Consider the following 20,491-nt stretch of genomic DNA (forward strand, 5'->3'; position numbering starts at 1 on the left):
TTTGCATTCAACAGCAGGAGCAACAATGAACAACCCACGCAAGATCGCCCTCCTGGCCGTGGCCATTGCCGCGCTTGGCCTCGGTGGCCTGGCCTGGACCGGCAACCTCGGCAACGCATCGAGCACTGAAGCCCGGCACGACGACCACGGCGAAGACACCCATGGCCACGGCGAGGAACAGGCCGGCGAAGGTCACGAAGAAGAGGCGGGCAAGCTGCACCTGTCCATCGCCCAGATCGAAGCTGCCGGTGTGCAACTGGCCGATGCCGGCCCTCGTGAACTGGGCACCGCCATCAGCTTCCCGGGTGAAATCCGCTTCGACGAGGATCGCACTGCCCACGTCGTGCCACGCGTGCCCGGTGTGGTCGAGTCGGTGCAAGCCGAACTGGGCCAGGCGGTCAAGCGTGGTCAGGTGCTGGCGGTAATCGCCAGCCAGCAGATTTCCGAGCTGCGCAGCGAACAACAGGCTGCCCAGCGCCGCCTGGAACTGGCGCGCCTGACCTTCCAGCGCGAACAGCAGCTGTGGCAGGAGCGGATCAGCGCCGAGCAGGATTACCTGCAGGCCCGTCAGGCGTTGCAGGAAGCAGAGATTGCCTTGGCCAACGCCCGGCAGAAGGTCGCCGCCGTGGGCCCGGCCGGTGCCGGCAACCGCTATGAACTGCGCGCGCCGTTCGATGCAGTGGTGGTGGAAAAGCACCTGACCGTGGGTGAGGTGGTCGATGAGACCAGCAATGCCTTCACCCTGTCTGACCTGAGCCGGGTCTGGGCCACCTTCGCCGTCGCCCCGCGCGACCTGGACAAGGTGACCACCGGCCGCAATGTCACGGTCAGCGCGCCGGACCTGGGTGCCCGGGTCGAGGGCAAGGTCAACTACGTCGGCAGCCTGCTCGGCGAGCAGAACCGTGCCGCCACTGTCCGCGCCACGCTGGCCAACCCCAACGGCGCCTGGCGCCCCGGGTTATTCGTCAACGTCGCGGTCAGCGTCGAACGCTTCAACGCCGCCGTGGTGGTACCAGAAAGCGCATTGCAATCCTGGGAAGAGCAGACCGTGGTGTTTGCCCGTACCGAGGAAGGCTTCGAGGCCCGCCCGGTGAAGGCCGGTCGCCGCGACGCCGGCCTGGTGGAAATCACCACCGGCCTTGCCGCCGGAACCCAGGTGGCCGCTGCCGGCAGCTTTGTCCTCAAGTCCGAGCTGGGCAAGGGCTCGGCCGAGCACAGCCATTGATCACGGGGACGCCTGCATGTTCGAACGCCTGATCCAATTCGCCATCGAGCAGCGCCTGGTGGTGATGCTGGCCGTGGTCCTGATGGCCGCGGTGGGTATCCACAGCTACCAGAAACTGCCGATCGACGCTGTACCGGACATCACCAACGTCCAGGTGCAGATCAATACCGCCGCTCCCGGCTATTCGCCGCTGGAGACCGAGCAGCGCATCACCTTCGCCATCGAGACCGCCATGGCCGGCCTGCCCGGGCTCAAGCAGACCCGCTCGCTGTCGCGCTCGGGCCTGTCGCAGGTCACGGTCATTTTCGATGACGGCACCGACCTGTTCTTCGCCCGCCAACTGGTCAACGAGCGCCTGCAAGTGGCGCGTGAGCAGTTGCCCGATGGCATCGAAGCGGGCATGGGGCCGATTTCCACCGGGCTGGGTGAAATCTTCCTGTGGACGGTGGAAGCCGAGCAGGGCGCGCTGAAGGAAGACGGCACGCCCTACACCCCGACCGACCTGCGGGTGATCCAGGACTGGATCATCAAGCCGCAGTTGCGCAACGTGCCCGGGGTGGCCGAGGTCAACAGCATCGGCGGCCATGCCAAGCAGTACCTGATTGCGCCGGAGCCCAAGCGCCTGGCGGCCTACAAACTCACCCTCAACGACCTGATCGCGGCGCTGGAGCGCAACAACGCCAACGTCGGCGCCGGCTACATCGAGCGCAATGGCGAGCAGTTGCTGATTCGCGCACCAGGCCAGGTGGCCTCAGCCGAGGACATCGCCAATATCGTCATCTCCAGTGTCGATGGCACGCCAATCCGCGTCAGCCATGTTGCCCAGGTCGGCCTGGGCGAAGAACTGCGCTCGGGCGCGGCCACCGAAAACGGTCGGGAAGTGGTGCTGGGCACGGTGTTCATGCTGATTGGCGAGAACAGCCGCACGGTGTCCCAGGCGGTCGCCGCCAAGCTGGTCGAGATCAACCGCAATCTGCCCAAGGGCGTGGTCGCGGTGACGGTGTACGACCGCACCAACCTGGTGGAAAAGGCCATCGCCACGGTGAAGAAGAACCTGGTCGAAGGCGCCATCCTGGTCATCGCCGTGTTGTTCCTGTTCCTGGGCAACATCCGCGCTGCGCTGATCACCGCCATGGTCATTCCGTTGTCGATGTTGTTCACCTTCACCGGCATGTTCAGCAACAAGGTCAGCGCCAACCTGATGAGCCTGGGCGCACTGGACTTCGGCATCATCGTCGACGGCGCGGTGGTGATCGTGGAGAACGCCATCCGCCGCCTGGCCCACGCCCAGCAACACCATGGCCGCATGCTGACCCGCACCGAGCGCTTCCATGAAGTGTTCGCTGCCGCCCGTGAGGCGCGTCGGCCGCTGATCTATGGCCAGCTGATCATCATGGTGGTGTACCTGCCGATCTTTGCCCTGACCGGGGTGGAGGGCAAGATGTTCCACCCTATGGCCTTTACCGTGGTCATCGCCCTGCTCGGTGCCATGATCCTCTCGGTTACCTTCGTGCCGGCGGCCATTGCCCTGTTCGTCACCGGCAAGGTCAAGGAAGAGGAAGGCCTGGTAATGCGCACGGCGCGTCAGCGCTATGCCCCGGTGCTGGCCTGGGTGCTGGGCCGGCGCAAGCTGGCGTTCGCTGCCGCCGCTACCCTGGTGTTGTTGTCCGGGGTTATGGCCAGCCGCATGGGCAGCGAGTTCATCCCCAGCCTCAGCGAAGGCGACTTTGCCCTGCAGGCTTTGCGCGTGCCGGGCACCAGCCTGTCGCAGTCGGTCGACATGCAGCAGCGCCTGGAACAGGCGATCATCGCCCAGGTGCCGGAAGTGGAGCGGGTGTTTGCCCGCACCGGCACCGCCGAGATCGCCTCCGACCCGATGCCGCCGAACATTTCCGACGCCTATGTGATGCTGCGTCCGCGTGAGCAATGGGTCGACCCGGGCAAGCCGCGTGATGAGCTGATCGCCGAGGTACAACGTGCCGCCGCCAGCGTGCCGGGCAGCAACCACGAGCTGTCGCAGCCGATCCAGCTGCGCTTCAACGAGCTGATTTCCGGGGTGCGCAGCGATGTGGCGGTGAAGCTGTTTGGTGATGACATGGACGTGCTCAACCGCACCGCAGCGCAGATCGCCAGCAGCCTGCAAGGCGTGCCGGGCGCGTCCGAGGTAAAGGTCGAGCAGACTACCGGCCTGCCGGTGCTGACCATCGATATCGACCGCGACAAGGCGGCCCGCCATGGCCTGAACGTGGGCGATGTGCAGGACGCCATTGCCATTGCCGTGGGTGGCCGCACGGCCGGCACGCTGTACGAAGGTGACCGCCGTTTCGACATGGTGGTGCGCCTTTCGGAAACCCTGCGCACCGATGTCGACGGGCTGGCCAGCCTGCTGATTCCGGTGCCGGCCAGTGCTGCTGCGGGTGCCGGGCAAATCGGCTTCATTCCGCTGTCGCAGGTAGCCACGCTGAACCTGCAGCTGGGGCCGAACCAGATCAGCCGCGAGGATGGCAAGCGGGTGGTGGTGGTCAGTGCCAACGTGCGCGGGCGTGACCTGGGCTCGTTCGTCGAGGAGGCAGAACAGACGCTGATCCAGCAGGTGCAGATACCGCCGGGTTACTGGACCCGCTGGGGTGGCCAGTTCGAGCAGCTGCAGTCGGCGGCCGAGCGCCTGCAGGTGGTGGTGCCGGTGGCCTTGCTGTTGGTCATGGCGCTGTTGCTGATGATGTTCAACAACCTCAGGGATGGCCTGCTGGTGTTCACCGGCATCCCGTTCGCCCTTACCGGCGGGGTGCTGGCGCTGTGGTTGCGCGACATTCCGTTGTCCATATCCGCTGGCGTGGGGTTCATTGCCTTGTCGGGGGTGGCGGTGCTCAACGGGCTGGTGATGATCGCCTTTATACGTGGCCTGCGGGAAGAAGGGCGCACGCTGCGGGCGGCAGTCGAGGAGGGTGCGCTGACGCGCTTGCGGCCGGTGCTGATGACGGCACTGGTGGCGTCGCTGGGGTTCATCCCGATGGCCTTGGCTACCGGGACCGGGGCCGAGGTGCAAAGGCCGCTGGCGACCGTTGTGATTGGCGGGATTCTGTCGTCCACCGCACTGACCTTGCTGGTGTTGCCTGCGTTGTATCAGTGGGCGTATCGGCGGGAAGAGGTGCAGGAGGGTTGAGAATCCTGGGGCTGCTTTGCAGCCCATCGCCGGCAAGCCAGCTCCCACAGGGGCGATGCGGTCGAGGTGGGAGCTGGCTTGCCGGCGATGGGCCGCACAGCGGCCCCAAAATCCTAAACGGTACGACGAGCCCCAGCCCTTGCACCGTCGCCCCCAGCCTCATCATGCAACGAAATCCGCGAAGTTTCCGGCAAGGCCAACCCACCCACCAACGCCACCAGCGCAATCACCACCAGGTAGAACGCCGGTGCCAGGCTGCTGCCGGTCTGCCCGATCAGCCAGGTCGCCACCAGCGGCGCAGTGCCGCCAAACAGCGTATAGGCCACGTTGTAGGTAATTGCCGAAGCGGTATAGCGGGTGCGGGTGGGGAAGCTTTCCGACAGCAATGCCGCCGTGACCACGCCACTGCACAGCGCTCCCACCGCCAGCAGGATCACTCCCAGCAGTGCACCGGGCATCGAGCCGGAACTGGCCAGCCAGTACGCGGGGAACACGCACAGCATCACCCACAGGCAGGTAAAGCCGATGGTCTTGCGTCGCCCCACGCGGTCCGAGAACGCTCCGGCCAGCGGGCAGCCGACTGCGGCGAACAGCAGGGCCACGGTGGTTACCAGCAGCGATTGCGCGCGGGTCAGGTTGCCGACCAGTTGCAGGTAGGTGGCGAAGTAGGTGGTGAACATGTAGAACGACAGCGCGGTCAGCGAAATGAAAGCCCCCAGGTTGCGGATAGCCCGGCCATGGTTGCGCAGGGTTTCCTTGAGCGGCGAATGTTCATGCTCCTTGCCTTGGGCGATGGCTTCGCGGAACGCCGGTGTTTCTTCCATGCGCCAGCGCAGGTACAGGCCGACCAGCCCCAACGGCGCAGCGATCAGGAACGGGATGCGCCAACCCCACGCATTCATCGCCTCGGCCGACAGGCTGGCTTCCAGGCCATAAGCGATCACCGCCGCGCAGGCAAAGGCGGAAAAGGTCGACACCGGCACGAAGCTGCCGTAGAAGGCGCGCTTGTCGTTGGGCGCGTGCTCCATCAGGTAGGCGCAGGCCCCGGCATACTCGCCACCGGCAGAAAAGCCCTGCAGGCAGCGCGCCAGGGTCAGCAGCGCGGGGGCTGCCAGGCCGATGCTGGCGTAGGTCGGCAGCAGGCCGATGAGGGTAGTGGAGCCGGCCATCAGCAGGATGGTCAGCGACAGGATGCGCTTGCGCCCCAGGCGGTCACCCAGCGCGCCGAACACGATGCCGCCCAGCGGGCGCAGGGCGAAGGCCACGGCGAACACCGCAAAGGTCTTCAGCAAGGCCACGCTGGCGTCTTCGCTGGCGAAGAACTGGCTGGCGATCAGGGTTGCGAGAAAGCCGTAGACGGCGAAGTCGAACCATTCGACGAAATTGCCGATGGCCGAGGCGGCGATCACCCGGCGCAGGGTGGCGGGGGATACCTCGTGAGGTGTGGGCATGCGAGTGCTCTCCGGTTCCATTGGCAGGCATGATGAAAGTGGCGCTGTCGTGCAGCGCCATCATTGTTGTGCTTGCCAGTAGATCGCCGGGTGCTGGAGGACGCTTTGTCGAGGGCGACCTCGGGATACCTGATTCAACCGAACGTGATGGGCTGCCCCTGGTGGCCCTATCGCCGGCAAGCCAGCTCCCACAGAATTTGCACCGCACTCTAGGCTTGTGCAGTAACTCTGGGAGCTGGCTTGCCGGCGATAGGGCCATGCGCTTAGAAACGCATGTCCAGCGCCAGTTCGAAGGTGCGCGGCGGCCCCATGTAGTACTGGCTGTTGTAGGCCTGCTTGGCATACACCTCGTCGGTCAGGTTGCGTACCCGACCGGTGAGCGTGGTGTGTTCATCCAGCCGGTAGCGGGCGAACGCGCCGAACAGGGTGTAGGCCGGGGCCTTGAGGCTGTTGGCGTTGTCGGCATACACCGAGCCCACGTAGCGCCCGTCTGCCCCCACCGACCACGCCGGGGTCAGGCTGTAGGTCAGCCACAGGTTGGCGACGTTGGCCGGTACGTTCACCGGTGCGTTGCCCTTGCGCGATACCGACACGCCGTTGACCGCCTCGTTGAACTCGTCGTACTGCGCATCGACATAGGCATAGTTGGCCTCGGCCAGCAGCTTCGGCGTCACCTGCAGGCGCCCGGACAGCTCGACGCCGCGGGAGGTCTGCTGCCCTGCCTGGACCGTGAGGTTGGCGTCGTTGGAGTCGCGCACGGCAAAGTCCTTGCGCACGATCTGGTACAGCGCCAGCGTGGCCGCACCGCGCCCGTCGAGAAAGTCGAACTTGCTGCCCACTTCCCACTGCTCGCCCTTGGACAGGTCGAACATCCCGACGTTGGAATAGGTCGCCGCCGCCAGCGAGCCTGCCGGCAGGTCGGCAGAGGTACTGTACTGCGCATAGACGCTGGCGGACGGGGTCAGTGCATACGTCAGGCCGATACGCCCGGAAAGCGGTTCCCAGCGGCGTTCGAAGAACGCCGGCGAGGTTGGCGTCACCGCGCCGTAGTTGGTCACCTGCATGTCCAGGTAGTCGTAGCGCAGGGCGGTCAGCAGGGCCAGGCGTTCGGTGAGTTGCAGGCGGTTTTCGGCAAACACCGCGCGGTTGGTCACCTCGTGACGGCGTTGCTTGGTCAGGCCGGCATTCACCCCGGGGATGTCGTCGAAGCTGCCGGGGGCGAAGTGCTCGGCATCGACCACGTCGCTCCAGCTGCTTGAGGTGGGGTAGAGGGTCTGGCGCATGCGCGAGTACTCCAGCCCCAGCGACCACTGGCTGGCCAGGCCGAACAGCTGGTTGTCGTGGCGCAGCTCGATGCGGTCGCCCAGCAGGTTCTGGTCGTGGCGCTGCAGGTAAGGGCTGCTGCGTCGTACCTTGCCATCGCTGGTGTAGCTGTAGCGTTCGAGGTTGCGGTAGTCGCGCTGGGCGTTGTAGTGGTACAGCGTGTTCTGCACGCTGGTGCTGTCGCTGAGCTGGTAGTCGAGGATCGAGCGTAGCCAGCGTACCCGCTGCTCATAGCGCCCGTCGCCGACGTTGTAGTTTTCGAAGCGACGGCTGTTGTCGATCTTCATCGTGCTGCGCCCGGGCAGGATCGGCGAGCCCCAGTAAGGGCTGTCTTCGCGGTCTTCCTGGTATTCCAGGGCCAGGGTGTGGGTGAGGTTGGGCGTAAGGTCGCTCAGCAACGAAAAAGCCAGGCTGTCTGTGTGCCGTTCGTTGCGGTCGATGTAGCCGTTGCCATGCCCGCGGCTGAAGTCCAGGCGCATGAAGTGGTGGGCATCGGCGGGGTTGCTGGCCAGAGCCTGGTTGATGCCGAACGCCACTTCGCTGTCGTCGAAGCTGCCATGGCGGATACGGCCGTCGATGGTCTGCTGATCGCGGCTGGCCAACTTGGTGATGTAGTTGATCGAGCCGCCGACAGCACCGGCACCATGCAGGAACGACGACGGGCCGCCAATCAATTCGACGCGGTCGAGTACCCAGGCATCCACTGGCCGGGTGGCGCTGCTATAGCCCAGGTTGATGCCGTTGTACAACTGGGTGACCTGGTTCTGGGTGAAGCCGCGGTAGGCGACGAAGCCGCCAAAGCCCGGGTTGGCCGAGGCGTTGACGCCGGTCATGGCGTTGATCACGTCCTGGCTGTCCTTGGCGCCGCGCTCTTCGATCAGGCGGCGGTCCGAGACACTGACCGAGGCTGGCGTTTCCCGCGCAGTGAGGCCCAGGCGCGAGCCAGTGCGGATCGGCTCGTCCAGTTGCACGCCGCTGGCGGCGTCGCGTTCACCGTCGATGGTGGTGGCGCTCAGTTCTACCGGGGCAGCATCCGCCCAGGCAAGGTTGCAGGTGCCCATGAGGAGCACCAGGGAGGTTTTGCGAAGCATGTTGGTGTGTCTTCCACGCAAAGGTCATGGCTGACCGCGAACGCGCACAGTCAGGCGCGCCCGGCTGAGGTCAGGCGAAATGAGGTACGGCTGCGGGGAAGGTGGCAGGGGAGGCGCGGGGGGTGAGGGCGGGGCGTTGATAACGCGGCGGCGGTTGCGCCCAGCTGCGCACCACGATGGGCGAGGTGGCCACGGCTTGCGCCGGGGTGAACGACCAGCCGCTGCTGCTGAGCGGCACGGCCAGGCCGAACGAGGAGCACACCGGGCAATCGAGCTGGGCCATGTGCTGGTCGCCGCCAGCGCCTTCCAGGTCGATGGCTACGCCGTGTTCGCTGTTGATCGAGCAGAAACCGCCTTCCAGGCCGGCCAGGCGCAGGCCACCCATCTGGCCATGGTGCAGGCCACACAGAACCAGGCTGAACAGGACGCTGGCGTAGAGCGTCCAGGCGGTCAGCGTGCGGGTGTGCCGGGTGGTTTTCATGGCGGCGAATCTACCACCCGGACGAACGGTCGGGTAGTGCTTCGGCCTTGATATTTTTGCGGCGCTTTGCGCCCCGGGGTTCTGTCAGGCCGCACGCTCCAGTACATCCAGCAAATCGACGAACTCCAGCGCCAATTTGTGCCGCGGCGCCATGTGCACTAGCGGCACCGAGGCATGGTGCGACTCACGCATCTTGATCGAATGGCTAAGGTATACCGGCAGCACCGGCATGCCCTCGCTGCGCAATTGCTCGACCAGGGTCTGGTGCAGTGCGGTGCGCTCGGCGAACTGGTTGACCACAACACCTTCCACCAGCAGCGCCGGGTTGTGGTCCTGGCGCAGTTCTTCGACCTCGGCCATGACGTTGTGCAGGGCCTGGCGCGAGAAACTGTCGCAGTCGAACGGAATCAACAGCCGCTCGGCTGCTACCAGCGCGCTGAAGGTATAGAAGTTGAGCGCCGGTGGTGTGTCGATGTAGATCCGCTCGTAGTCCTCGCCCAGCTCCACCAGCAGCTTGCGCAGCTTGTTGATCTTGAACTTGCGATCCAGCTTGCCTTGCAGGTCGCTGAGGTCGGGGCTGGCGGTGACCAGGTGCAGGTTGCGGTAGCGGGTCTCGGTGATCGCCACCCGGTGCTTCTTGCCGGCAGCGGTGACCGGCGACAAGGTCTGGCGGAAGAAATCGGCGATGCCGGAAGGAATGGCGTCATTGACCAGCCCGGTCAGGTAGTAGGTGGCATTGGCCTGCGGGTCGAGGTCAACCAGCAAGGTCCGATAGCCTTCGGCGGCACTGGCTGCGGCCAGGTTGCAGGCGATGCTGGACTTGCCGACGCCACCTTTCTGATTGAAAACCACACGACGCATCAGACGTTCATCCATGAAGTGAAAATGTCAGGTTGGGGTCAATCCTATGACTGAAACAAGACAGTTTCATGACAATGAATGTTACAACCTGCCCATTCATTATTGTTTGTTCCGGCCCTTTCGCGGGCATGCCCGCTCCCACAGGAACTCTGTTGCCCCCAAGGGTGGCGCATCATCTGTGGGAGCGGGCGTGCCCGCGAAAGGGCCGGAACAGGCAAGCAAGGGCGTTCAGGCAACAACCACCCGATTGCGCCCCTCCTGCTTGGCCCGGTAAAGCGCCCGGTCAGCCTCGCTGAACGCATCCCCCGGTTCGCTCTCGGCCTCGCCATCCCAATGCGCCACCCCCAGCGACACCGTCACCGCGCCCACCGGCTCCACCGGCGTATCCTGCACCGTTAGCCGCAGCCGCTCGGCCACCGCTGCCGCAACGTCCAGGCTAGCCCCTGGCAGCAGCATCAGGAACTCCTCGCCGCCGGTGCGGCACAGCAGGTCACCCTCGCGGCAGCAGCGGCGCATCAGCTCCGCCAACCGGCGCAACACCTGATCACCCACCTCGTGCCCGTGGCAGTCGTTTACCCGCTTGAAATGGTCGACATCCAGCACGATGGCCGCAAACGCCCGGCCCTCGGCTTCCAGCAGCGAAAGGCTGAACTCCAGGCTGCGGCGGTTGCCCAGGCCGGTCAGCGGGTCGGTCTGGGCGTCGCGGTTGAGCCGACCGATGCGCTCATGCAGCAGGTTCAGCCCGAACAGCAGCGCACGCTTCAACTCGGCCGCCTCGAAATACCAGGCCGGTACCCGATGCAGGCGTTCGGCAGTGCCGGCCCGATCCATCGAGCGGGCGCCGGCGGCCAGCTGCCACAGCGGCCGAGCGATGGTCATGGCCAGCCACCACAGCAGCATGCTGCCCACGAGTGCCAACGGCGCGGAGGTGCCGACCACGTTGAGGATCAGATGGCTCAGTGGCATCACCGTCTGGGTCAGCGGCTGCTGCGCCACCACGCCCCAACCGGCGCTGGGCACGGTGGCGTATCCGGCGAGCATTTCCACGCCGAGGCTGTTGGTCAATTGCCGGGTACCATTGCCCAGGCCCGCCAGCTGGTCGATCAGTGCATTGCCCTCAACCACCGTACCCACCCGCTGACTGTCGGGGTGGTAAAGCAGACGGCGGTTGCGGTCGACCACGTACAGGTAGGAACCGTCCTTGTAGAAATGCTCGCCCAGCAGGCTGTTGAGAATGTTGTGTTCACGCAGGTACAGGCTGCCGCCGACATACCCCAGGTAGCGGCCGTTGCTGTCGTAAATGGGTTGCGACAGCGCCACCACCAGGTTGTTGGCCGCCGAAATGTAGGGCGTCGACACCAGTGGGCGGCGCGCCTGTAGCGCCTCCTGGACACCGGGAGAATGCATGTGCCTGCCGACCAGGTGCCGCAAGGGGGCGGGAGAAACCGCCAGCAGCACCCCGTTGGCATCGATCACGAACGTGGAATTGAAGGCCATGCTCTGGCTCAGGACACGCTCGGCCTCCGCCTGCAGGGCGACGGCGTCACCCAGCTGGCGGCCTTGCACGCCCGCGCTGAACGACAGCTGTTGCAAGGCGTTGCCGATAAAAGTCTCGGTAATGCTGGCCAGCTTCATCGCATACACCCGGTTGGCTTCCAGGGCGTGGTCGATCAGCAATTGGCGTTGCACCCGGTAGCTGGCGAAATAGCTGGCGCACAGCATCACCACGGCGGTAAGGGCGCAAAGCACCAGAATGAGTGTGCGTAGATCCAGGCGCAGTCCGTGCTTGGTGTGTGGCAATCCTGACCTCGAGTGATCAAAAACCGGCTACGAAATGTTGGCAACATTACGCGTTATGGGCGCAGTGGGGAACTGCGTTCAGGAGCCTGCGTTTTCCAGCGCGTCCAGCTCGTCTTCAACCTGTTGCATGCGCTGCTGCGCCAAGGCCTGCACCTTTGCGTCGCGGGCCGATTCGCGCATCAGGGCAGTGAGCTTCTCGCTCAGGCGTTTGCCGGCCTCGGTGTCTTCCAGGGCGCGGGCCTTCGCCGGGTCCTGGGTGGCCTCGATGATGGTGGCGAACTCGGTATCGCTGAAGTTCTTTTCGCTGTACAGGCGGAACAGGTCCTGGCGCTGGTCCTCGACCGTCAGGTGCTTGCGCAGCACGCCCTGGATGGTCGCCTGCGACAGCTGCGGGTGCGTGCGGCCGAGCAGCGCGGCCATGCGCTCGATGTTGTGCGTGTAGGCATCCTGCAGCGGCAGCTGGGCCAGGATCTGTTCTTCGCGGGAGGGTTTCTGGTCGCAGGCGGTGAGGGCTGTAGTCAGCAGCAGGGGCAACAGCAACTTCTGGAGGCGAGGCATGGTGTGGCCTGGTTGGGCAGTGAGTGCTGCCGATTATACGGCAGTTGTGGTCGCCTGATGGATTTTGCGGGCCGCTGTGCGGCCCGTCGCGACACAAGGCCGCTCCTACAGGGAGCGCGCCTGGCCGGATCTTTGCGCGAATCCCCTGTAGGAGCGGCCTTGTGTCGCGATGGGCTGCAAAGCAGCCCCATTCAGGCAACGCGGAGCATCAGAACCCACCCCCCAACGGCCATTCCACCGCCAAGCGTATCTGGTCCCCATCCAGCTCCGCCTGTGCCATATTGCCCCGATGCACGTTATGCCGCAGCGAAAACGCGGTGCCTTTGGCCTTGCCGCTCTGCACCACATAGCGTGCCTCCAGGTCGCGCTCCCAATGCTTGCCCCCCTTGCCATACCCCAGGTAGGCATACCCTCCCGCAGGGTCGACATGGGTACCGTCGATATCGAACCCGCGCACGTACAACGCCGTCAGGTTCAACCCCGGCACGCCGTAGGCGCCCATGTTCAGGTCATAGCGCGCCTGCCACGACTTTTCGTTCGGCGCGTTGAAGTCCGACATCTGCACCGCGTTGGCAATGAAGATCGCCCCTCGCGTCACGTAGTCGAATGGCGTGTTGCCGTCCACCTGCTGCCAGCCCAGGCTGAAACCGTGCGGCCCATGGTCGTAACGCGAGACGAGGCTCCAGGTGGTGTTGTCGATGCGCCCGGACAGCGCCTTGCCGGTGTCGGTGGTGCGGTAAAGGTTGAGGTCGAGGGTGAGGCTGCGGCGCTCATCCAGGGCATGGCTTAGGGTGCTGCCCAGGTAATGCTGGTTCCAGCTGTCCTGGTAACGTGAGGTGTACAGGCTGCCGCTGAAGGCGGCGCCGGGGTTCCACACCACGCCGGCCAGGTCGAAGCTGTTGCCTTGGCGGCCATTGGAGTAGTTCACCACGAAGCCTTGGTCGTGGCTGGAAGCATTGCGGTCGGCGTTTTCGTTGAAGTGCCCGGCCACCAGCCTGAGGTGGTCGAACTCGGTGCTGTCAAGGAAGAACCCGGTCGCTGTCTCGGGTAGCAGGCGGCTATCGGATGAACTGAACACCGGGGTCTTGACCCGTTGCTCGCCGTAGGACAGCACGGTATTGGACATGCGCAGTTTCAATGCCGCGCCGGCACGGCTGTATTCGTTCTTCGGGTGCCCCTCGTTATCCACCCCGAGCAAGCGTGCCTTGCCCACGCGCCCGCCGCCGCTGTCGAGTTGCACGCCCAGGTAGGCGTGGGCGTCGACCCCGACACCGATCAGGCCCTGGGTGAAACCGGACCGGAAGGTGCCCATCAGGCCATAGGCCCATTCCTCGGCCTTGCCGCTACGTTCATCGCGCGGCTTGTAGGCGTTACGCCCGGCACTGTTGCGCCCGCCATGCTTGTAGTCGCGCTGGTCGAATACGCTGCGGTTGAGCAGGCTCCAGCGGCCATCCTCGACAAAACCGTTGCTTTGCGACTGGGCGGAGTCGGCCAGCGCAGGGGGCGCGAGCAGGGCGCTGGCGAGCAGCAGGGCGACAGGGCGCGGCATGGGCAGAACTTCCTGTTCAGGGGGCGCGCAAACGCAGGATGTGCGCGCCGTCGAAGGGGTCGATGAGGTAGTGGGCGTGCACGCCGAAAGTGTTCAGCAGGCGCTCGGGGGTGAGCACCTCGAGCGGTTTGCCGAGGGCGACCAGGCGGCCCTTGTCGAGCACCGCGACGCGGTCGCAGGTGAGCGCCTGATTGAGGTCGTGCAGGGCCACCAGGGTGGTTACCGGCAGGGCCTGGACCTGTTGCAACAGGCTCAGCTGGTGCTGGATATCCAGGTGGTTGGTCGGCTCGTCCAGCAGCAGCACCTGCGGCCGCTGTGCCAGGGCTCGGGCGATGTGCACCCGCTGGCGCTCGCCCCCGGACAGCGACCCCCAAAGGCGTGCGCGCAGGTGCAAAGCGTCGAGGTCGGCCAAGGCCTGCTCGACGATCGCACGGTCTTCCCGGGAGAACGGCGCCAGCACCGACAGCCAGGGGGTGCGGCCCAGGGCAACGGCATCGAACACGCTGATCGCATCGAGGGTGTCAGCCTGCTGTTCGACCAGCGCCAAGGCCTGGGCGACACGGCGGCGGGGCAACTGTGCCAGCGGTTCGCCCAGCAACTGCACGCTGCCGTTGCCTGGCTTGCGCAGCCCGGCCAGCACCTTCAGCAGCGAGGACTTGCCGGAACCGTTGGGGCCGACGACGCCCAGGGTTTCACCGGCGACAACGCTCAGTTCGATATCGCTGAGCACGGTATTGCCGGCCAGTTGCAGCCCCAGGTTCTGGCAACTCAAGGGGGCCAGCTGTAGCGCCGTCATGACCGTCATGGGCGCCCCCGGCGGCTGACCAGGATCAGCGCGAAGACCGGTGCGCCGAGCAGCGCCGTGACTACGCCCACGGGGATCACCTGGCCAGGGATCAAGATGCGCGACAGGATGTCGGCGGCAATCAGGAACAGTGCCCCGCCCAGTGCGCTGGCGGGCAGCAGGCGGCTGTGCCCGGGGCCGAGCAGCAGGCGCAGGGCATGGGGGATCACCAGCCCGACAAAACCGATGGCGCCGACGATGGACACCATCACCGCGGTCACCAGCGCCGCGCAGCTGATCAGCAGCAACTGGGTACGCCGCACCGGGATGCCCAGCGACGCCGCCGAGTCGGCACCGAAGGTGAAGGCATCCAAGGCACGGCGATGCCACAGGCACACCAACAGCCCGAACAGTACAACTGGCACGGCCAGCCACACCGAAGGCCAACGTACGCCACTGAGGTTGCCCAGCAGCCAGAACAGGATGCCGCGCGCCTGCTCGGCGGTGGCCGACATGGTGATGAGGAAGGCGGTAAGGGCGTTGAACAGTTGCGAGCCGGCGATCCCGGCAAGGATCACCTGGGCATTGTTGCTGCTGGGGCCGGCTGCCCGGGCCAGCAACAGTACCAAAGCGAACGCTGCCAGGGCACCGATGAACGCACCGCCGGACATGCTCAGCGCCAGGCTGCCGAAGCCCAGCAGGCCCACCAGCACCGCACCGGTCGAGGCGCCGGCAGACAGCCCCAGCAGGTAAGGCTCGGCCAACGGGTTGCGCAACAGTGCCTGGAGGATCACGCCGCAGGTGGCCAGGCCGGCGCCGCAGGCCGCGGCAACCAGGGTGCGGGGCAGGCGGTAGTTCCAGACGATGCCGGCGTCGATCGGGTCGGCCGGGTAGCCGGCCTGCCACAGGTGGTTGGCCAGTACCTGGCCGACCACGCCGGGCGACAGGTTGGTTTCGCCGATGGCGGTGCCGGCCAGCAGGGCCGCCAACAGGGCGGCCAGGGCAACGGCGATGCAGGGTAGCAGGCGCATCATCACGGGGCTGCTTTGCCGCTGGCGAAGGCGGCGGCCAGCGTCTGCAGGCCGCTGAACAAGCGAATGCCGGCCTGCATGGCGTCGGCGTCGAGGATTATGATGCGGTCGTGCTTCACCGCGTCCATGTTGCGCGTCACCGGGTCGCTACGCAGGAATGCCAGCTTCTTCTGGTAGTCGTCGGCGGGGTAGCGGCGGCGGTCCATGCGGGCAATGATCAGCCAGGTGGGGTTGGCCTTGGCCAGGGTTTCCCAGCCTACGGTCGGCCATTCTTCGCTGGACTCGACCACGTTGCGCACGCCAAGGGTGCGCAGCATGAAATCGGCGACCCCCTGGCGGCCCGCCACATAGGGGTCGATGTGCAGATCGGCGCTGGAGAACCAGAACAGCGCCGAGGTGGCGGACAGGTCCTTGTCGGCCAGTTGCGCCTTGGCACTGTCCAGGCGGCCTCTGAGCTCGGCATTCAGGGCCGTGCCACGGTCCTGCACGTCGAAGATTGCCGCCAGCTGGCTGACGCTCTTGTAGAGGGTGTCGACCTGAAACGCCTGCAGGCGAGTACCGTCGGCACCCACCAGGTTGTCCTTGCCTTCGCAGTCCGATGGCAGCAGGTAGGTGGGGATGCCCAGTTCATCGAACTGTTCGCGGGTGGCGACCGCCCCCTGGGCACCGACCATCCATTCGAACTGCACCGTCACCAGTTGCGGGCGCTTGCCCACTACCGCCTCGAAGCTGGGCTCGTTGTCGGCCAGGCGCGGCACCTTGGCGTTCTGCACCTGATACTCGGGCAGCACATTGTTGAACCACAGCGAGGTGGCCGCCAGTTTGTCGCCCAGCCCCAGCGCGTAGAGCATCTCGGTACTGGCCTGGCCAATGGTGACCGCGCGTTGCGGTGCCTGGGCGAAGGTTTGCGGCTTGCCGCAGTTGTCGACCGTAAGCGGGTAGTGGGTGGCAGCAGCCTGGGCCAGGCCGGTAAGGCCGAGGCCGGCGAGCAGGGTGGCAAAACGGGGCAGCATGCTGGGCGATCTCCTATCGGACAGTTCGGGTGAGGAACGCACGGACAGGCATCGCCGAGCCCCAGCTGGCGGCAGGGGCAACAATGATGGCCAATCCCGGACACCCCGCCGGTTGGTGAATGTGGGCCGGCAGGTCTCCTGACTGGTGCGTCATGGCCTGGCTCCGGCCTTCCCGGGTTCGTGGCCCAGTGGCATTGATGGAGCAGGCTCGGCACCTACAGTTGCGGGGGCAGTTCCGTTTGGCCCGAATTGGCGGGCCTGGGATTCCCTATTGATTCCGTGGTGGAAACCGGCGGCCGGCATGGTAGACCATCGTGCCGCCGGGTGAAAACGCTTTTCAGAAGTACTTCAGCCAGGTGATGTCGCGCCGCCGCGCCTTCAGGCGGGCGAACCAGCGCACCGGCAGGTACAGCGAAACTGCCAGCAGCACTGCCCCCAGCCACACCGCGGCGATGCCATCGAAGCCGAAGTAGTCGCCATGGTTGCGGCCGAACAGCGCCACGCTGGCCAGGTACAGCAGCTTCAGTACATACAGGTGCAGCAGGTAGAAGAACATCGGTGCCGCGCCGAACACTGCCAGGGCACTGATCCAGCGGGCCTGGCCGGCGCGTTCGAAGGCGCGCAGCAACAGCAGGCCACAGCCCAGGGTCAGGGCCAGGAACAGCAGCGATGGCGGGTACTTGGTGATGTTGAAGAAGCTCATCAGGGTTTGCGTGACGGCCGGGTAAACGCTCCACGGCGCCTCGCCGTAGCCGTTGACCAGGCGCAGCACGACAAAGCCCAGCAGCGCGATCAGCCCGGCCAGCAGCAGGCGATGCTGACGCTGGCCGGCCTCGCTGCCACGGGCGAACCAAGGGCCCAGGCCGTAGCCCAGGGCGATGACCCCGATCCACGGCAGCACCGGGTAGGAGGTGCGCAGGCGCAGGTTTTCGGAGAGCTCCAGCCAACCCCGGTCATGCAGGATCGCCCATGGCACATGCAGGGCGGATTCGACGCCGAAGTGCAGGCCATCGAGCAGGTTGTGGCCGGCGATGATGATTGCGCCCACGGCGATCAGGGCGGCACGTGGCAACCACACCAGCAGCGACAGGGCGATCATGCTCACGCCGATGGCCCAGATCACTTGCAGGTAGATGACGCTGGGCGGCAGCTGGAAGGTCCAGGCGAAGTTGACCAGGGTGAACTCCAGCACCACCAGGAACAGCCCGCGCTTGAACAGGAACGCCGAGACATCGCCGCGGCCCTGGTGTTTCTCGCCGTACAGCCAGGCCGACAGGCCGGTCAGCAAGACGAACACCGGCGCGCACAGGTGGGCCAGGGTGCGGCTGAAGAACAGCGTGGGCTCGGTGGTATCAATGGCCATCGGGTCACTGACCTGGCGGTGCAGGAAGAAGGTTTCGCGGACGTGGTCCAGGAGCATGAACAGGATTACCAGGCCGCGCAGGGCGTCGATGCTCTGCAGGCGCTGGGTGAGCAGGGTGGGGGTGGCACTGGCGCTTGTCATGGGAGGTCGCTGATAGGAATGGATGTCAACTGAAACGTTATCTTATAACTAAATGGTGGTGAGTTGGTAACTGTTTTTGTGGGGCCTGTACCGGCCCTTTCGCGGGCTTGCCCGCTCCCACAGGAAGTTCACCCATTCTGAAATCTGTGCAGTACCTGTGGGAGCGGGCAAGCCCGCGAAGAGGCCGGTGCAGGCAGTGCAGGTCAGAAGCTGTAATCCACCGTCGCAAAGTACGACCGTGGCATCCCCATCAGCCACTGCTGGCCACTGAACGCCGACTGCACATACTCACGGTCGAACAGGTTGTTCAACTGCAACCCCAGCCGCACATCCGGCAACACCTGCCAGCCGATGTCGGCATCCACCACGGTGTAGCCGGGGGCGCTCTGGGTGTTGGCGGTATTGGCGTAGCGCTCGTCCACATAACGCGCGCCAATGCCGGCCTTCAGCCGCTGGCCGAAGCCTTTGCTCAGCCACAGGTTGGCGGTACGGCGCGGGACATTGGCCGGGCGATTGCCCGCACGGTCCTGCGCCATGCCGCCGACGATTTCGTCGAAGTCGTCGTACCTTGCGCGCACGATCGCCGCGTTGGCCGACACCTGCCACTGGTGCGCCAGCGCCAGTTCCAGGGTTGCCTCCAGGCCGTCGGACGTCTGCTGGCCAGCCTGCTGCTTCTCGTGGGTGACCGGGTCATCCACCAGCAGCTTCTTCTTGACGATGTGGTAGGCCGCCAATGTCCATTCGCCACGCCCTTCCCAGAAGCGCTGCTTCAGGCCCACTTCGGTCTGCCTGGCCTCGGTCAGGTCGTAGTGCATCTGGTTGGCGCTGAGGCTGATGAGGTTGTCGACCCCATCCTCGCTGGTGGAGTACTGGCCATACAGCGACAGGTCGTCGCTGACCGCGAGCACCAGCCCGGCACGCCAGTTGCCGCCTTGCAGGCTGCGGTCGCTGCGGCTGTCGGTGGTCAGTTTTTCCTGGTCGATGTGGTTCTGGTCGCGGCGCACGCCGGTGACCAGCGACAGGCGATCGCTCAACTGCAGGCGGTTTTCGGCAAACAGGGCAAAGGTGTGGGTGGTGGACAGCGTTTGCGGGCGCAGCGGCGAGGCGCTGTGGAACCAACCCGGTTGTGGCTGCCACGGGTCGACGTAGTCACCGCCCACATCGTTGTAGGGCGCGTTGCTGTCAACGTTGAAGCGGACCTTGTTGTACTCGGCGCCGACCACGGTCTTGCTGGCCAGGCCAAACAGCCTGTGGTCGAGGGTGAAGGCCTGTCGGTCGCCGAACTGTTCCTGGTTGTGCTTGATCTGCAGATAGCTGCCGCGCAGCAGCTGCTGGCGCCCGGCATCCCAGCTGTACTCCTCGGCATTGCGCCAGTGACGGCGGCTCTTGATGTAGTACAGCTGGTTGCTGGCGCTGAGGTGATCGTTCAACGTCCAGTCGGTATTCAGGCGTGTCCATTCATCGACGTAATGCTGCACGTCGTCCTGCACGTTGTAGTTCTTCTTGCGCAGGCTGCTGCGGTAGTGGCCGTCGATCAGCGGGGTGCCGTAGTAGTTGGCAGGCTGCGCATCGCCACGGTCGTGAGCGAGGGTGAAGCTGAGGTCGTCGCTGGCATCGAAGCGCAGCGCGGCGCTCAGCGCCAGGCTGCGTGACGGGGTGCGGTCGACCCAACCGTTACCGGTTTGCTGGTTCAGGGCCAGGCGGTAGCTCAGGCGCTCACCGAGGCTGCCGCCGCTGTCCAGGCCGAGCTGCTGGCGGTCCCACGAACCGTAGCCCAGGCGCAGGTGGTTGCGTACCTCGCCGGCAAACGGCTTTTTCGGGATCACGTTGACCACCGCCCCGGTGGCGCCTTCGCCATACAGCACCGAAGCCGGGCCGCGAATGACATCGATGCGCTCGACCATCCACGGGTCGACCGGGAACGTCTGGGTGCCGGCACCGGTGTACAGGCGTGCGCCGTCGAACAAAGTCATCACCGAGCCGTGCCCGGTAAAACCGCGGGCGGACAGGCCCGTGCCGCCGTCGCCCGGGGAGCCGATGTAGCTGATGCCCGGTGAGCGGGTCACCGCGTCCTGCACAGTGAGGTTGTTGCGCTGCTGGATCTGCTCGGCGCTGATGCTGCTGGTGCTGGCCGGTGTCTCCAGGGCGCTGAGGCCCAGGCGCGAGCCAGCCTGGGTCGGGGTGGCCAGGTCGATGGCGTGGCTGTCGAGCGTGTCGGTGATGGCCGTGGAGGGCAGGGCCAGTGGTTGTCGCTCGAGGTCATCGGCCAGGGCCGGCAGGGAAACGGCCAGGCAGGCCGCCAAGGGGTGAAGCTTGAAGATACGGGACATGTCGTTCCACTACTGCAGGAATGAATGGATCCCGGTGGAAAACACGCAAAGGCGCACCGTGCACGCAGGCGCACGCACGGATACCGGCCTGCGCCCGCCCACCGCGGGTTGCCAAGTGAAGCTCCAGGCCGGTCTCCGGGCTTGCGAGGGGCATGAAACCTTCACCTTCCCATGCAAGTGCACAGTGGTATCTCGAAGGGTTCGCTCGCTTACCGTTGCGGGGGCAGCGCCGGACTTGTCGTGGGCAACACGACGCACCGGCTTCCCGTTTCACCCTGCGCGCGGCGGCGCAGGGCACCTGAAACTGGCGGGCATATGACCATTGAA

At 65.5% G+C, this 20,491-nt stretch carries 14 protein-coding genes and 2 riboswitches; of the genes, 2 read left to right on the plus strand and 12 right to left on the minus strand.

Annotation, left to right across the window (positions count from 1 at the left end; translation table 11 throughout):
• The first annotated feature begins 25 nt into the window (after window positions 1-25).
• Together AC2T3R_RS09540 and AC2T3R_RS09545 are read left to right on the plus strand one after the other, a co-directional pair.
• The gene (locus AC2T3R_RS09540) at window positions 26-1,225 is read left to right on the plus strand and encodes an efflux RND transporter periplasmic adaptor subunit (protein ID WP_410952144.1); all 1,200 of its coding nucleotides are present in this window, start codon (window positions 26-28) and stop codon (window positions 1,223-1,225) included.
• A 16-nt stretch (window positions 1,226-1,241) separates the two neighbouring features.
• Window positions 1,242-4,388, plus strand: a complete 3,147-nt coding sequence (locus tag AC2T3R_RS09545; RefSeq protein WP_486744973.1) for an efflux RND transporter permease subunit — start codon at window positions 1,242-1,244, stop codon at window positions 4,386-4,388.
• A 113-nt stretch (window positions 4,389-4,501) separates the two neighbouring features.
• Here the strand turns inward: AC2T3R_RS09545 and AC2T3R_RS09550 are convergent, their stop codons facing one another.
• The 12 genes from AC2T3R_RS09550 to AC2T3R_RS09605 all read right to left on the minus strand — a co-directional run bounded on the left by AC2T3R_RS09550 (window position 4,502) and on the right by AC2T3R_RS09605 (window position 20,164).
• Window positions 4,502-5,839, minus strand: a complete 1,338-nt coding sequence (locus AC2T3R_RS09550) for an MFS transporter (RefSeq protein ID WP_023662525.1) — start codon at window positions 5,837-5,839, stop codon at window positions 4,502-4,504.
• A 263-nt stretch (window positions 5,840-6,102) separates the two neighbouring features.
• Window positions 6,103-8,253, minus strand: a complete 2,151-nt coding sequence (locus tag AC2T3R_RS09555; protein ID WP_208209259.1) for a TonB-dependent receptor — start codon at window positions 8,251-8,253, stop codon at window positions 6,103-6,105.
• A 70-nt stretch (window positions 8,254-8,323) separates the two neighbouring features.
• A complete protein-coding gene (locus AC2T3R_RS09560; RefSeq protein WP_322492200.1) occupies window positions 8,324-8,734 on the minus strand; it encodes a DUF2946 family protein in 411 nt (136 codons plus the stop codon).
• A gap of 84 nt (window positions 8,735-8,818) precedes the next feature.
• Entirely contained in the window at window positions 8,819-9,595 is a 777-nt protein-coding gene (locus AC2T3R_RS09565; protein WP_486744975.1) for a ParA family protein, read from the minus strand.
• 228 nt (window positions 9,596-9,823) lie between these two features.
• Complete coding sequence (locus AC2T3R_RS09570) at window positions 9,824-11,395, minus strand: sensor domain-containing diguanylate cyclase (RefSeq protein WP_486744976.1); 1,572 nt, start codon at window positions 11,393-11,395, stop codon at window positions 9,824-9,826.
• A gap of 78 nt (window positions 11,396-11,473) precedes the next feature.
• The gene (locus AC2T3R_RS09575) at window positions 11,474-11,953 is read right to left on the minus strand and encodes a hypothetical protein (RefSeq protein WP_486744977.1); all 480 of its coding nucleotides are present in this window, start codon (window positions 11,951-11,953) and stop codon (window positions 11,474-11,476) included.
• Between the two features lie 208 nt (window positions 11,954-12,161).
• Window positions 12,162-13,502 carry an OprD family porin gene (locus AC2T3R_RS09580; protein ID WP_486744978.1) on the minus strand — a complete coding sequence of 447 codons (1,341 nt, stop codon included), beginning with the start codon at window positions 13,500-13,502 and terminating at the stop codon, window positions 12,162-12,164.
• A 16-nt stretch (window positions 13,503-13,518) separates the two neighbouring features.
• Window positions 13,519-14,307, minus strand: a complete 789-nt coding sequence (locus AC2T3R_RS09585; RefSeq protein WP_486744979.1) for an ABC transporter ATP-binding protein — start codon at window positions 14,305-14,307, stop codon at window positions 13,519-13,521.
• On the minus strand, window positions 14,304-15,320 hold the full coding sequence (locus tag AC2T3R_RS09590; RefSeq protein WP_486744980.1) for a FecCD family ABC transporter permease: 1,017 nt from the start codon (window positions 15,318-15,320) through the stop codon (window positions 14,304-14,306). Before AC2T3R_RS09590 ends, AC2T3R_RS09585 begins: the two co-directional genes overlap by 4 nt.
• Window positions 15,320-16,330 (minus strand): ABC transporter substrate-binding protein, encoded by a 1,011-nt coding sequence (locus AC2T3R_RS09595; protein WP_410952133.1) that lies wholly within the window; start codon window positions 16,328-16,330, stop codon window positions 15,320-15,322. Before AC2T3R_RS09595 ends, AC2T3R_RS09590 begins: the two co-directional genes overlap by 1 nt.
• 111 nt (window positions 16,331-16,441) lie before the next feature.
• A riboswitch (cobalamin riboswitch) is annotated at window positions 16,442-16,639 on the minus strand.
• 28 nt (window positions 16,640-16,667) lie between these two features.
• Complete coding sequence (locus tag AC2T3R_RS09600) at window positions 16,668-17,834, minus strand: acetyltransferase domain-containing protein (protein WP_486744981.1); 1,167 nt, start codon at window positions 17,832-17,834, stop codon at window positions 16,668-16,670.
• Between the two features lie 203 nt (window positions 17,835-18,037).
• On the minus strand, window positions 18,038-20,164 hold the full coding sequence (locus tag AC2T3R_RS09605; RefSeq protein WP_486744982.1) for a TonB-dependent receptor: 2,127 nt from the start codon (window positions 20,162-20,164) through the stop codon (window positions 18,038-18,040).
• Window positions 20,165-20,273: 109 nt separating this feature from the next.
• A riboswitch (cobalamin riboswitch) is annotated at window positions 20,274-20,481 on the minus strand.
• Window positions 20,482-20,491: the final 10 nt, after the last annotated feature.

It is taken from the genome of Pseudomonas sp. PVC-5-1 (assembly GCF_057444345.1).